Below are 12,515 nucleotides of genomic sequence, written 5' to 3'. Positions count from 1 at the left end.
GGCCCGGATTAGCCCGCCGTCGGGTTCGTCTCGACGTTGAGCGCCTTCCGGATGATCTGGGTGAAGGAGAGCGAGCAGAGGAAGTACCAGACGATCCACGCCTGCATCGGACCGACGACGCCCTCCTGCCAACTGGCGACTTCACCGGTCAGGGGGAAGGTCATCACCGGTGCGTCGACGGTCATGCCCGTGCCAAAGACCATCCAGTATATCCAGAGGAAGACCGGGATGTTGATGAGCATGATCCACACCATCGGGCGGAACATGGCGAACATCGAGCCCATCTGCTCGCTCATCATCTCCATCTGCTCCTCTTCGATGCGTTCGAGGGCCTCGTCGTCGCCGCGCTCCTTGGCGGCTTTGCGGCGGTCCTGGAGGTCCTGCATCTTCGCCTGACTCTCCTGCATCCCGGCGGTGTCCATCAGTTGGTCCTGCAGTATCGAGGACGTACTCCCGGTGAACACGGCGAGGACGAGGATGACGACGTAGAAGGGGAGGAGGTCCGCGAGCGGTCCCAGCGCGATGTCGATGACGCCGCCGATGGCGTCGCGGACGGAGTTGAGCGAGTAGCCCGCGAAGAGGCCGAGCGTCGCGAGACCCGCGAGTTTGTCCCACGTGCTCCAGCCCTCGTCGTCGTCGCCCTCGGCGGGCGCGGCGTCCGTCTCTTCGAGTGCGTCGCGCACACCTTCGGGGTCGTCGACGACGAACCCCTCGCCGTCGGCGTCGACGAGGAGACCCGACTCGATGAGTCGGCCCCACTCGCCGCTGGTGATGTCGTCGCTGACGTCACTCCACGTGACGGTCCCCTTCTCCTCGGCGACCGAGAGGACCGCGGCGAGCGCGTCGGTCATTGCCTCGCCCTCGTCGGCGAGTCGTTCTACCTTCGGCGCGGTGCGTGCCATTGTACTGTGTTCAGCAGGGACGACTTATCAACGTTTATTCTGCGTGTTCGTCGACGGCGGCCTCGATGTCTGTCCAGACCTCGTCGGGGGTCTGCTCGCCGTCGATGCTGACGAAACCGGCGTGGGATTCGTAATGTTCGATGACCGGGGCGGTGTTCTCGTCGAAGACGTCGAGGCGGTTGCGCACGGACTCCTCGTTGTCGTCGTCGCGCTGGATGAGGTCGCCGCCGCACTCGTCGCAGACGCCCTCCTCCTCGGGCGGGCTGAACTCGACGTGGTAGTTCGCGCCACAGTTATCACAGACGCGACGGCCGGTCAGGCGGTCGACGAGTTCCTCGCGGGAGACCGACAGCGAGAGAATCACGTCGAGGTCGGTCATGCCTTCGAGTTCCTCGGCCTGTTCGAGGTTTCGGGGGTAGCCGTCGAGGACGAACCCGTCGGCCTGCGACAGGGCCTCGTCGACGATGGCGTTGACGACGGCGTCGGGGACGAGGTCTCCGGCCTCCATGTACTCCCGAGGCGTGTCGTACTCGGTGTCCATGTCGCTGATGTCCATGTCCTTGTTCGCCCGGAGGGCGTCGCCGGTGGTGATGTGTTCGACGCCGTAAGCGTCGGCGAGGTTGGCGCTCTGGGTGCCCTTACCGGCTCCCGGCGGTCCGAGAATCAGGATTCGCGGGTTCGACATGGACGCGACTTGTTCGGCAGTCGTTAAATGGTTGTCCAAACGCGGCCGAACGGCGACACTGCCTGCACCGACCCGAGTCCATAAATCCGTCCCGCCCTACCTACCGGTATGCTCGAACCCGGCGACTCGGCACCCTCGGTGAGCGCACAGAACCAGTACGGCGAGACGGTCACACCGGCGTTCTCGGACCCGACGGTCGTGTACTTCTACCCCGAAGACTTCACCGGCGGATGTACCATCGAAGCGCGGGACTTCCAAGCGACCCTGCCGAAGTTCCGAGAGGGCGGCATCACCGTCTACGGCGTCTCCGGTGACGACGTGGCGACCCACGACGAGTTCGCCGAGGAGGAGGGCATCCTCTTCGACCTCTTGGCGGATACGGACGGCGGGCTCGCCGAGGCGTTCGGCGTCGACGCACCCGACGGGCGGCCGAACCGCCGGACGTTCGTGCTGGCCGACGGCGAGGTGAAAGCCGTCTACGACCCGGACCGCGGCGACCCGTCGGGCCACGCCGAAGAGGTCCTGACCGACACGCGAAACGAGTACGTGCAGGGCGGTTGAGTCAGACCCACGGCGTCTCGGGGTCCACCGGATTCGCGGGGTCGTCGCCCTGCAAGACGGCCGCCACGTCGCTGGCGACGCTTCGAGAGAGGTCGGCCCGACTCTCCTCGGAATACCACCCGACGTGCGGGGTGCAGACTACGTCGTCGCGGCCAGCCAGCGGGTCCTCGGGGCCGGGCGGTTCCGTCGCGCGCACGTCGAGACCCGCCTTCGCCAGTTCGCCCGCGTCGAGCGCGGCGACCAGCGCGTCCTCGTCGACGACCGGTCCCCGCGAGGTGTTGACGAGGACGGCGTCCTCGCGCATCCGCTCGAAGGCCGCCGTCGAGAAGAGTCCGCGCGTCGCCTCGTAGAGCGGGACGTGGACCGAGACGAAGTGCGAGCGCGCCAGCAGGTCGTCGAAGCTGACCCGTTCGACGCCGTAGTCGTGCATCGTCGTCGCCGGGACGTTCGGGTCGGCGGCGACCACGTCGACCCGGAAGTCCCGGAGTTTCGAGGCGAACCGGCGGGCGATGCGACCGAACCCGACGAGTCCCAGCGTGCGCCCGGCCATCCGATGGAGCGGGCGGCCGGTCTTCCAGTCCCACGTTCCCGCCGCTATCTCGCGGTCGTAGCGGGGGACCCCGCGCACGCAGGCCAGCAACAGCGAGAGGGCGTGGGTCGACACCTCGTCCAAGCAGTAGTCGGGGACGTTCACCACGGTGACGCCCGCGGCGGCGGCCGCGTCCACGTCGACGTTGTCGACGCCGATGCCCGCGCGGCCGACGACTCGGAGCGTGTCAGTCCCCGTGAGCGACGCGGCGGTCACCGGCGTGGCGGCGTCTACGATGAGGGCGTGCGCGCCGTCGACGGCCTCGGTGACGGCCGCTTCCGTCTTCTCGTCGAGTATCTCGATGTCCGCACCCGCCGCTTCGAGGAGGTCGGATTGCGAGGCTGGGTCGACCGTTTTGTTGTCACAGATGACGACTGTCTGGTCCATACGTCCCCTCCCGACGGCCACCACAAAGAGCGTATGCCCCGGTTCTCGGGCGGTCTGTCCCGCGCTCCCTCCTCTTGCGGGTCGTCGGTGACGACGTGTTCGTCTCCACATCCCGCTCGATGGTCCACCGTCTAGTTGCACTGCCGTCAGGAGTCGGGGCTAAATAGTTGGCCAGAAGATATATGCTATCACTCGCCCGGGTTTGTGACAATGAGTCCGAATTTCAGCCAGCGGATCAAGTCGCTGTTCTCGGCGACCGACCCTGCGCACGGACCGGGACCGGACGCACAGGATAGGACGACGACGACGACCGCGCTCTGGTGTTGTGCGGAGTGTTCGAAGACGTTCATCGTCGAGGAGATGGAGGTCTGCCCCGACTGCGGGTCGGCCGTCGAACAGACGCCGACCGAACGCGACCTCGGACTCCTGTAGTCAGAAAATCTTCGCGCCGCCGCCGATGCGCGTCTGGTACGCGCGGGCGTCGACGCCGCGTTCGCCGAAGGTGTCGAGCATCGTGTCGGCGATGGCTCGCTGGTCGGCCTCGTCGCAGGCGGCGATGACCGTCGGCCCGGCCCCGGAGATGGTGACGCCCGTCGCGCCCGCGTCGAGGGCCGCCTCCCGAACCGATTCGTAGCCGTCGATGAGTTTCGCGCGGGCGGGCGTGACGACCGTATCGTGCATCCCCTCGCCGACGAGTCCGGGGTCGTTGCGGTGCATCCCCGTCGTCAGCGTCGCGGCGTTACCCACCGTCTCGACCAACTGCTCGACGCGGGCGTGTTCCGGGACGACGCGGCGGGCGTCCCGCGTCGAGACGACGATGTCCGGGAGGCAGGCGACGAGCGGAATCGACGCGTCGACCTGCCGGACGCCCGAGTGGGTGGCGATGGTGAATCCGCCCAAGATGGAGGGCGCGACGTTGTCGTCGTGGGCGTCGCCAGAGACGACGGCTTCGCCCTTCGCCGCGATAGGAACCAGTTCCTCGCGGGTGTGGCCGCGGTCGTACAGTTCGTTCAGTCCCACCGCGGCGGCGGCCGCACTCGCCGCCGAGGACCCGAGTCCCGAGGCCGGTCGCACGCCCTTGTCTATCTGGATGTGGGCGGGCGCGTCGAGGGCCTCGGCGACGGCCCCGACGGTGTTCTTCTCGGGGTCTTCGGGGATGAACTGACTCCCCGCGCCGGTCACTTCGATGGTCGTCCGGTCGGCCTTCGACAGGCGGACGACGTCTGCGGGGCGCTCTAACGCGACGCCGAAGACGTCGAAGCCACTGCCGAGGTTCGCGCTCGTGGCCGGGGCCCGGACGGTCAGCATGCGTGCGAGTTTTTGTAGTGTGGTCAAAAAGGTAGCGGACCGCCACAGCGACCCGTGCGTCCCTCTCACGATTGAGAACGTAACCCAAAGTAATAAGCGAAACAGTCCGGTGGTAGCGGTAGGGACGAGGATGGACGTCGATGTGGGTTCCGCGGTCGTCGTGGGTAGCGTAGTCGGCGGTATCGTCAGCGTCGGTATCGTCGCTCTCGCGTGGCGACACCGGACCATACCGGGTGCCGTCCCGTTCGGGTGGCTGATGCTCGCCGCCGGTGGGTGGTGTTTCCTCGAAGCGGCGTGGGTCATGGCCACGACGCCGACGGTCGCGACGACGCTGTTCTTGCTCATCAGGTTCACTTCGGGGCTGATGGTCGGCCTCTGGGTGCTGTTCGCCCTTGTCTACACCGGCCGGGACGCGTGGCTCTCGCCCGGCCGCGTGGCGGCGGTGTTACTCGTTCCGAGCGCGTACGCCGTGCTGGCGCTGACCAATCCGATCCACGGCCTCGTGACCATCGAGACGGTGGCCCAGACCGTCGGTGGACAGACGTTCTTCGCCGCCGTCACCGGCCCGGTGTACGCCGCTCAGACGCTCGTCTCCTTCGGGTTCATCCTCATCGGATACGCCCTGTTCGGCGAGTTCCTCCTCCGCTCGCAGAACGTCTACCGGCGGCAGACGTTCGTCGTCCTCGTCGCCGGGTTGCTGACCGCCGGAGTCCACGCCCTGTTCGTTCTCGGCGTGACACCCCATCCCGGCCTGAATATCGCCCCGCTCACGTTCGCTGTCAACGGCCTGCTCATCGGCGTCGTGCTGTTTCGATACGACTTCCTCTCGGTCAGTCCGCTGGCCGGGAACCTCCTCGTCGACGAACTCCCCGACCCGGTGCTCGTCCTCGACACCGACGACGTGGTCGTCGACCACAACGCCGCCGCGGCGACGGCGCTGGCCGCGCGAGACGACCTCACGGGCCGTCACATCACCGACATCAAACCGGAGTTACTCGCGGACATCGAGTGCGGCGAGACGCTGACGCTCCGGTCGACGACGACGTACTACGACCCGCAAATCAGCACCGTCACCGACCACCACGGGACCGAACGCGGACGGATGGTCGTTCTGCGGAACGTGACCGGGCAGAAGCGGCGACAGGACCGTCTCGAAGCCCTCCAAGCCGCGACGCAGAAGTTCATCGAGGCGGACCAACCGGAGACCGTCGCCCGACTGACGGTGAACTTCGCCGCACGGGTGCTCGACCACAACTCGGCGGGCGTGTTTCTCGCGACCGGCGACGGGACGCTGGAACTGGTCGCGAGCAACGACGGCACCGGCGTCGCACTCGAACACGACGCCGCCGTCGGCGAGGACGCGGCCGACGCACCGCTCTGGGAGACCTACCGGGACGGGACGCGGCGCGTCGCCGCAGTCCCCGGCGTCCCGGCGTTCGAGACGGCGCTGCTCCTGCCGCTGGGGGAGCATGGCGTCGTCGCCGTCGGGTCCACCGACGGGACGTTCACCACCGAAGACGAGCAGTACACGGAGATACTGGCCCGGACGACGCAAGTTGCGCTCGAACAGGTCGACCAGCAGCGCGAACTCCGCGAGAGCAGGACCTCGGTCCAGCGGCGCAACGAACAGGTCGAGTTCTTCAACGGCGTCCTCAGACACTCGCTGCGCAACGCGATGCTCGTCATCCGGGGCCGAGCGGAATACGTCCGCGACAACGTGCCGGCCGACCAGCACCGTCACCTCGACAGCATCACGGAGTGGTGCGAGGAACTCTCCGAGATGAGCGAGACCATCCGCGCCATCAACGAGACGGTGACCGCGAGCGAGCGACAGCGGTTGGCGACTATCGACCTCTCGGCGACGCTCGCGTGTGCCATCGAGGACATCGAGGCGGCGCACCCGAGCGCGAGAATCGAGGCGAACGTCGGCCGTGAGTACGTCCGCGCCAACGGACTCGCCAAAGCAGTACTGGACAGGGTCCTCGAGAACGCCGTCGAGCACAACGAGAGCGGCGACCCGACGGTGCGCATCTCGACGCAGGAGGCGGGTGACTGGCTTCAACTCCACATCGCCGACGACGGGCCGGGCGTCAGCGACGAGCTAAAAGCCGCTATGTTCGAGCGGTCGTTCAAGCCGAACCACTCGGGCGACGGGTTCGGTCTCTACTTCGTCTCCGTGATGATGGAACTGTACGGCGGGAAGGTGTGGTTCGAGGACAACGACCCCGCTGGGACCGTTACCGTACTGGAGTTCCAACGGGCGACGAACCCGGCCCCCGCCGAGGGGCCGCGGGACGAGAGCGTCACCACCGGCGAAGCACAAAGTAAATCCGCCGACAACTGAAATCGGCGAGTATGATTGGCGTCGTCGGCGGCGGTATCGCCGGGCTCTCTGCGGCGTACCGCCTCAGGGAGCGCGGGCACGAGGTTCGCGTCTTCGAGGCGAGCGACGCCCTCGGGGGTCTCGCCGCGGTGTACGAGACTGCCGGTGACCCCATCGAGAAGTTCTACCACCACCTCTCGAAATCAGAAGAGACCATCGTCGAACTCGCCGAGGAACTGGGACTGGGCGACGACGTGGAGTGGCACGTCGGGAAGAACGCCTACTACGTCGACGGCGTCGTCCACCCGATGGACACGCCGTGGGAGATTCTCTCTTTCCCGCACTGGAGCCTCTACGACAAGTTCCGACTGGGGATGCTCACGCTCGACATCGACGTTCGCGGCGGCGTCCCGTCGTTCGACACCTACGAGGAACTCTCGGACTTCGAGGACGTGCCCGTCGAGCAGTTCGCCCGCGAACACACGACCCAGAACGTCTACGAGACTTTCTTCGAACCCCTGCTGGACGCGAAGTTCGGCGACCGGAAGGCGGACGTGAGCGCCGCGTGGCTGTTGGGACGCATCAAGTTCCGCGGCGAGCGAGACATCCTACGCGGGGAGATACTGGGCTATCTGGACGGCGGGTTCGGACGGTTGCTGGACGCACTCGTCGACGCCGTCGGCCGCGACAACATCGAGACGGGGACGCGCGTCACCGACCTCCACACCGCCGACGGCGAGGTGACCGGCCTCACCGCCGAGAACGCCGACGGCGAGACGACCCACGACGTTGACAGCGTCGTCGTCGCGGCGATGCCGAACGTCCTCGAATCGCTCACGGGCTACCCCTGCGACATCGACTTTCAGGGGACGGTGTGCTCGGTCATCAGCATGGACGAGTCGCTACTCGATACGTACTGGCTCAACGTCGCCGACGAAGCCCCATTCGGCGCGCTCATCGAGCACACGAACTTCATCCCGCGGGAGCGGTACGGCGGGGAACATCTGCTGTATGTCGCCCGCTACGTCCAGTCGCTGGACGAGGACATCTGGCAGCAGGACGACGAGGAGGTCCGCGAGACGTGGCTCTCGGCCATCGAGGACCTGTTCCCGCAGTTCGACCGCGAGGCCGTCAACTGGGTCCGCACGGCGCGAAACCCCCGGACAGCGCCGGTCTACGAGCGCGGCTATCTGGACATGGTCGTCCCCTACGACCTCGGCGACGAGGTGGCCGACGGCGTCTACTACGCCGGGATGGCCTCCGCCGCGCAGTACCCCGAGCGGTCGCTGAACGGCGGCGTCGTGGCGGGCTACGAAGTCGCCGACCGTATCGACGGCCGCGCGGACGCCGCGACCGACCACGTACCCACCGCGGAGTAGGCCGCCCCGTTTTGTCGCTCCGGCCCGAAGCCCTCCCATGCGCCGACGCGCCGTCCTCGCGGGACTCGCCGGACTCTCGGGAGTCGGCGGCCTCGCCGGGTGCAACGCCCTCGGGGCCGCCGAGGACGACGCCGACGGAGACCCAGAGGTGACGCCCGCACCCGTCCCGTCGGCGACGGCCACCGCGGCGGACCCGTGGCGTCGCTTCGACGACGAAGTGTGTCCGCGATTCGACCGCCGCACCGACCAGACGGTGTGTTCGCACATTCAGACCGACGAGTCGGGCCTGCGACTCGTCCCGGACAGGCCCGTCGTCAGTCTGGTCGAGGGCGACCCGGCGAACCCGCTCCGGGTGACGCTGTACTGGCGCGTCGAGGGCGACCTGACGGTGTTCGCGAACGACTGGTACCTCTTCAAGCGGCGCGCGGCGGCCCAGGGCGCGGAGTGGACGAACGTGGCGACGGCCGACCCCGGCGGCGAGACGGCGACGCTTCGGACGGACGAGCGACACGAATGGCTCCTCGATACGACGACCCGCGACACCGGCGAGAACGTCGAGTCGGTCGCGACGAAACTCTCGCCCGGTCGGTACGCCTTCGCCGTTCAGACCGTCGGGCAGAATTCGACTGTGTACACGGAGTGTCTCGCGCTGTTCGACGTGGTGGACGAGTCCGCAGAACCGTGACCGCCGCTCATAGTGACTACTGTCGGTCTGTTCCACATCGACCGCACGACTGCGTGCGGTCGGAGCGGTAAATCGCTACAGCAATCACTATCAGTCGCTCGTGGCTTCGTCGTCCGCGCCGGGGGCCATCGACGGGTCCACGTCGTCGGGTTCCGCCTGTCCGCCCGCGATTATCTCGCCGTCTTCCGTCTCGACGTAGGCGTCGTCGGCGAACCCGCCCTCGGCATGGGGGTGCTCGGGGTTCTCCAGTTTCTCGGGCGTCGACGGGGCCGCCGTGATACCGTCGGCCGGTCGGAACGTCCCGAGGGGGTCGTCGATGGTGATGTCGTAGCGCTCGAAGAACGCCGCGTAGCGCTCGTAGTGGGCTTCGAGTTCGTCGCTCGGGAACTCCATCATCTCCGTCCAGCCGTGGTTGTAGAAGTCGAAGTTGGCCTGCACGTGGGTGATTTCACGGGCTTCGGCCTCCGGGAACCCCGCGTCCAGCGCGGCGACGTAGGTGTCCATCGTCGCGTCGAAGAAATCGTCTAAGTGGGGCCGTCGCTCCTCGGCCCGGTCGTCGTCGGCCTTCTTCGCGAAGACGTTGGTGTGGAGGTCCACCAGCCAATCGTTCACTTGCTCGCCGACCACCGGGAGCGTCAGCGCCTGCTTGGCCGCGAAGTGCTTGACGTTCTGACGGAGTTTCATCACTTCCGCTTAGGACTCGAACGCCTTCAATACCCCGACTACCGCCCGATTTCGGGGATTCGACCCCCGATAGCGCAAACGATACGGAGATAGCAATCCACATTAAGCACGATTTCCTACGCACCGAACATGAGCACGTCGCACGTGATAATCGGAGACGGCATCGCGGGAGCGTCCGCGGCCGAGACAATCCGGGAAGAAGACCCGGACGCAGATGTAACCATCATCACCGACGAGGGCGAGGCCCTCTACAACCGCATCCTCATCAAGGAGTTCGCGAAGGGCAAACTCCCCGAGGCCCCCATCTCCATCCACGAACCCGAGTGGTACGAGGAGCGGGACATCAACCTCGAACTCAACACCCACGTGACCGACATCGACCCCGACGCTCACGAGGTCAACACCCACAAGGGAACGACCTACGAGTACGACAAACTCCTCGTGGCGACGGGCGGCACGCCCGCACAGGTCCCCGTCGAGAACAGCGACGCCGACGGCATCCACCACTTCTGGACCTTCCAGGACGCGCGCGGCATCGCCGAACACGCCGAGGAGTCCGACAAAGGCATCATCGTCGGGGCTGGCCTGCTCGGCATCGACCTCGCCGCGGTCTGTGCCGCACAGGGTATCGACGCGAAGTACCTCATGCGCGGTAACCGCTGGTGGCGCTACGCGCTCTCGGAGGACGGCGCGGAAATCATCCACGAGGCGCTGCGCGAGAACGGCGTCGAACCCGTCTTCGACTCCGGCGTCGACCACTTCACCGTCGACGACGACGGCCACGTGACCGGTGCCGTCGACCCGAACGGCGAGGCGTACGACGGCGAGTGGGCGGGCGTCGCCATCGGACTGGACTTCAACACCGAGTTCCTCGGTGGCTCCGGTATCGAACTCGACGACGGCATCGTCGTCGACGAGTACATGCAGACCAACGTCGAGGACGTCTACGCCGCCGGTGACATCACGCAGTTCTACGACACCATCCTCAACGCGCAGGCCCAGAACGGTGCATGGGGCTCCGCGAAGGAACAGGGGTCGGTCGCTGGCACGAACATGGTCGCCGACGACGAGGCCGACGAGTTCCGCTGGGTCTCCTCGTACTCCATCACTCACTTCGACTTCCCGTTCCTCTCCTTTGGCCACCCGGCCCGCGGCGACGACGAGGCCGAGCGGAAGTACTCCGACAGCGAGTGGCGGCGTCTCGCCTTCGAGGACGGCCAACTGGTCGGTGGCGTGCTCATCGGCGACCTCTCCCAGCAGTCGAAGTTCAAGAAGCTCATCCGCGAGGAGCGACAGGTCGCCGAGAAGAAGGAACTCCTCTTGGAGAAGGACGTCGACCTCGAAGAAGTGAAAGCGCAGACGGCTGCACCCGCCGAGTAAGCCGCGACGACCCCCGACTTTTCCTTTCTGGACACCCAATCGGTAGCTGTGCTCCGAGCAGTCCTCCGGCGTCTCCGTAGCACCCTCCGTCGGGGCGACAGAGGCGACGCCGAAGACGGCGACGACGGCTTCGCGGGGGCCCGACTCGACGCCTCGGTCAACCAGAGCCACGGCGAGAGCGGTCAGACCGCCGCGCGTGAGATGGACGAGATACAGGAACGGGCCCAGACGTTGTCGCAAGCGGACCAGCGTCGGCGGTAGTCGGCGGGGGATAACGACGCCCTTTTTTCTGCGCACAGCGGAGGTAGCGCCATGGACGGCGGCAGCGGCGACATGACCCTCGCGTTCGACTTAGACGCGCTGAAGCAACTGGCGTATCCGGACAGCGTCTTCAACGACGCCCGCCAGTGGTCCGAGTACGTGGGCGTCATCTCCGACCAGCCCACCTACGTCGTGACGAACTTCACGCGCAAGCACCGCATCCGACAGGACTTCTTCTCCGGCCCGCGGGGCCGCGAGGAGAGTCTGGTCAACGTCAAAGAGCAGTTCGACACCGACCGGCACGTCTTCGTCGGCACCGACGAGGAAGCCGCCGCACTGGCCGAGACGGCCGGGTGGGAGTACCTGCCCGTCGAACAGGCCGCCGAGGCCGCCGAGTGGGAACTCGGCGAACCCGAGGCCCCGGCGGCGACGACCAACGAAGACGACGAACGCGACGACTGGCCCTGACGCCCCGTCTGTTTCACGCCGGAACCGGTATTTATTATCGCGTCCGCCGAGTCGAACGAACATGTCCCTCGACATCGGAGCGGCCCTCCGCCGCGGCTTCGACGACCTGACGAGCGAGACGGGACTGCTCGTCGTCGCCGTACTGGTCCTCTACAACCTCGGCAACCTCGTCGCGACACAGAGCTTCAGCAGCGAACTGCTCGACATCGTGTTCGAGAGCGGCGCGTACACCGAGGCCCAACAGCAGGCCATCGCCTCCTTCGCCGCGAACTTCCCGTTCGCGCTCGACTTCGGCATCGCTCTCGCCACCGTGCTCGTCCTCCTGTTCGTCCTCGCTGGCGAACTCGTCCGGTTCTGGGCGATTCGCTCCTTCGCGGGACCGAGCGAGACGGCCGTCGGGTCGGCCGCCGAGCGAGCGGGGATGGTCCTCGTTCTGGGTGGCGGCGTCGCCGTCCTCCTGTTCGTCCTCGGGTCCGTGGCCCCGACTCTCGGACAGATATACGGCCCGATGGGGTCGATACTGGGGTCACTGCTCGGCTCCGTCGGGTCGCTCGTCCTCCTGACCGTCTTCGTCTACCTCCGACAGGAAATCGCGCTGAACGACGGCGGCTACGGCGAGACGGTGCGCAACAGTTTCGCCCGGTTCATGGACGACCCCGCGAGCATCATCGTCCTCTTGGTCGTCCTCGGCCTGTTCGGCCTCGTCGCCAGCGTACCCACGTTCCTGTCGGCGTTCCTCGGTCCCGGTCCCGTCGCCGGCGTCTCGGGGCCCGTCCTACTGAGCGTCGTCTCGACGGTTCTCAACGCCGTGTTTCAGGCGCTCGGTATCGCCGCGGTGACCGCCGCCTACCTGCAAGTGCGAGCGAGCGCGGCCGAAGCCGAGGTCTAAAGCCGTATCGCGGG

The 12,515-nt window shown here is 66.8% G+C and carries 14 protein-coding genes; 9 read left to right on the top strand and 5 right to left on the bottom strand.

The features are described 5' to 3' along the window. Positions 1–8: 8 nt before the first annotated feature. Both NJQ44_RS14930 and NJQ44_RS14925 read right to left on the bottom strand, forming a co-directional pair. Positions 9–902 carry a DUF106 domain-containing protein gene (locus NJQ44_RS14930; RefSeq protein ID WP_254272151.1) on the bottom strand — a complete coding sequence of 298 codons (894 nt, stop codon included), beginning with the start codon at positions 900–902 and terminating at the stop codon, positions 9–11. Between the two features lie 34 nt (positions 903–936). After that, on the bottom strand, positions 937–1,587 hold the full coding sequence (locus tag NJQ44_RS14925) for an adenylate kinase (RefSeq protein ID WP_254272150.1): 651 nt from the start codon (positions 1,585–1,587) through the stop codon (positions 937–939). A gap of 108 nt (positions 1,588–1,695) precedes the next feature. Here NJQ44_RS14925 and NJQ44_RS14920 point away from each other — a divergent pair, with 108 nt between their 5' ends. Continuing rightward, entirely contained in the window at positions 1,696–2,148 is a 453-nt protein-coding gene (locus NJQ44_RS14920) for a peroxiredoxin (protein ID WP_254272149.1), read from the top strand. A 1-nt stretch (position 2,149) separates the two neighbouring features. Here the strand turns inward: NJQ44_RS14920 and NJQ44_RS14915 are convergent, their stop codons facing one another. Beyond that, a complete protein-coding gene (locus NJQ44_RS14915) occupies positions 2,150–3,124 on the bottom strand; it encodes a C-terminal binding protein (RefSeq protein ID WP_254272148.1) in 975 nt (324 codons plus the stop codon). A 210-nt stretch (positions 3,125–3,334) separates the two neighbouring features. Here NJQ44_RS14915 and NJQ44_RS14910 point away from each other — a divergent pair, with 210 nt between their 5' ends. Continuing rightward, entirely contained in the window at positions 3,335–3,556 is a 222-nt protein-coding gene (locus tag NJQ44_RS14910; RefSeq protein WP_254272147.1) for a hypothetical protein, read from the top strand. Here the strand turns inward: NJQ44_RS14910 and NJQ44_RS14905 are convergent, their stop codons facing one another. Continuing rightward, on the bottom strand, positions 3,557–4,432 hold the full coding sequence (locus NJQ44_RS14905) for a homoserine kinase (protein ID WP_254272146.1): 876 nt from the start codon (positions 4,430–4,432) through the stop codon (positions 3,557–3,559). Between the two features lie 130 nt (positions 4,433–4,562). Between NJQ44_RS14905 and NJQ44_RS14900 the strand changes: the two genes are divergently transcribed. Genes NJQ44_RS14900 through NJQ44_RS14890 form a run of 3 tightly spaced genes read left to right on the top strand, consistent with a single transcriptional unit; the run spans position 4,563 to position 8,819 of the window. Then, a complete protein-coding gene (locus NJQ44_RS14900) occupies positions 4,563–6,776 on the top strand; it encodes a sensor histidine kinase (RefSeq protein ID WP_254272145.1) in 2,214 nt (737 codons plus the stop codon). Positions 6,777–6,787: 11 nt separating this feature from the next. Then, positions 6,788–8,134 carry an NAD(P)/FAD-dependent oxidoreductase gene (locus NJQ44_RS14895; RefSeq protein WP_254272144.1) on the top strand — a complete coding sequence of 449 codons (1,347 nt, stop codon included), beginning with the start codon at positions 6,788–6,790 and terminating at the stop codon, positions 8,132–8,134. A 37-nt stretch (positions 8,135–8,171) separates the two neighbouring features. Beyond that, a complete protein-coding gene (locus tag NJQ44_RS14890; protein WP_254272143.1) occupies positions 8,172–8,819 on the top strand; it encodes a hypothetical protein in 648 nt (215 codons plus the stop codon). A 90-nt stretch (positions 8,820–8,909) separates the two neighbouring features. Here the strand turns inward: NJQ44_RS14890 and NJQ44_RS14885 are convergent, their stop codons facing one another. After that, on the bottom strand, positions 8,910–9,503 hold the full coding sequence (locus NJQ44_RS14885) for a DUF6149 family protein (protein WP_254272142.1): 594 nt from the start codon (positions 9,501–9,503) through the stop codon (positions 8,910–8,912). Positions 9,504–9,632: 129 nt separating this feature from the next. Between NJQ44_RS14885 and NJQ44_RS14880 the strand changes: the two genes are divergently transcribed. From NJQ44_RS14880 to NJQ44_RS14865, 4 genes are all read left to right on the top strand, one after another. Beyond that, the gene (locus tag NJQ44_RS14880; RefSeq protein ID WP_254272141.1) at positions 9,633–10,883 is read left to right on the top strand and encodes an NAD(P)/FAD-dependent oxidoreductase; all 1,251 of its coding nucleotides are present in this window, start codon (positions 9,633–9,635) and stop codon (positions 10,881–10,883) included. Positions 10,884–10,931: 48 nt separating this feature from the next. Further along, positions 10,932–11,144, top strand: coding sequence for a hypothetical protein (locus NJQ44_RS14875; protein ID WP_254272140.1), 213 nt, complete (start codon positions 10,932–10,934; stop codon positions 11,142–11,144). Between the two features lie 51 nt (positions 11,145–11,195). After that, positions 11,196–11,612: a DUF7124 domain-containing protein gene (locus NJQ44_RS14870; RefSeq protein ID WP_254272139.1), complete on the top strand. Its 417-nt coding sequence runs from the start codon at positions 11,196–11,198 to the stop codon at positions 11,610–11,612. A 61-nt stretch (positions 11,613–11,673) separates the two neighbouring features. Further along, a complete protein-coding gene (locus tag NJQ44_RS14865; RefSeq protein ID WP_254272138.1) occupies positions 11,674–12,501 on the top strand; it encodes a DUF7847 domain-containing protein in 828 nt (275 codons plus the stop codon). The last annotated feature ends 14 nt before the right edge of the window (positions 12,502–12,515 follow it).

It is taken from the genome of Haloarcula marina (assembly GCF_024218775.1).
In the GTDB taxonomy this organism is placed as follows: domain Archaea; phylum Halobacteriota; class Halobacteria; order Halobacteriales; family Haloarculaceae; genus Haloarcula; species Haloarcula marina.
The sequence above is the reverse complement of the archived record's forward strand: the minus strand, read 5'-3'. Positions and strand labels throughout refer to the sequence as shown.

What these genes read in the sequence shown, in the direction of transcription:
- NJQ44_RS14930 (WP_254272151.1), bottom strand. Translation starts at nt 902, where the DNA reads ATGGCACGCACCGCGCCGAAGGTAGAACGACTCGCCGACGAGGGCGAG.
- NJQ44_RS14925 (WP_254272150.1), bottom strand. Translation starts at nt 1,587, where the DNA reads ATGTCGAACCCGCGAATCCTGATTCTCGGACCGCCGGGAGCCGGTAAG.
- NJQ44_RS14920 (WP_254272149.1), top strand. Translation starts at nt 1,696, where the DNA reads ATGCTCGAACCCGGCGACTCGGCACCCTCGGTGAGCGCACAGAACCAG.
- NJQ44_RS14915 (WP_254272148.1), bottom strand. Translation starts at nt 3,124, where the DNA reads ATGGACCAGACAGTCGTCATCTGTGACAACAAAACGGTCGACCCAGCC.
- NJQ44_RS14910 (WP_254272147.1), top strand. Translation starts at nt 3,335, where the DNA reads ATGAGTCCGAATTTCAGCCAGCGGATCAAGTCGCTGTTCTCGGCGACC.
- NJQ44_RS14905 (WP_254272146.1), bottom strand. Translation starts at nt 4,432, where the DNA reads ATGCTGACCGTCCGGGCCCCGGCCACGAGCGCGAACCTCGGCAGTGGC.
- NJQ44_RS14900 (WP_254272145.1), top strand. Translation starts at nt 4,563, where the DNA reads ATGGACGTCGATGTGGGTTCCGCGGTCGTCGTGGGTAGCGTAGTCGGC.
- NJQ44_RS14895 (WP_254272144.1), top strand. Translation starts at nt 6,788, where the DNA reads ATGATTGGCGTCGTCGGCGGCGGTATCGCCGGGCTCTCTGCGGCGTAC.
- NJQ44_RS14890 (WP_254272143.1), top strand. Translation starts at nt 8,172, where the DNA reads ATGCGCCGACGCGCCGTCCTCGCGGGACTCGCCGGACTCTCGGGAGTC.
- NJQ44_RS14885 (WP_254272142.1), bottom strand. Translation starts at nt 9,503, where the DNA reads ATGAAACTCCGTCAGAACGTCAAGCACTTCGCGGCCAAGCAGGCGCTG.
- NJQ44_RS14880 (WP_254272141.1), top strand. Translation starts at nt 9,633, where the DNA reads ATGAGCACGTCGCACGTGATAATCGGAGACGGCATCGCGGGAGCGTCC.
- NJQ44_RS14870 (WP_254272139.1), top strand. Translation starts at nt 11,196, where the DNA reads ATGGACGGCGGCAGCGGCGACATGACCCTCGCGTTCGACTTAGACGCG.
- NJQ44_RS14865 (WP_254272138.1), top strand. Translation starts at nt 11,674, where the DNA reads ATGTCCCTCGACATCGGAGCGGCCCTCCGCCGCGGCTTCGACGACCTG.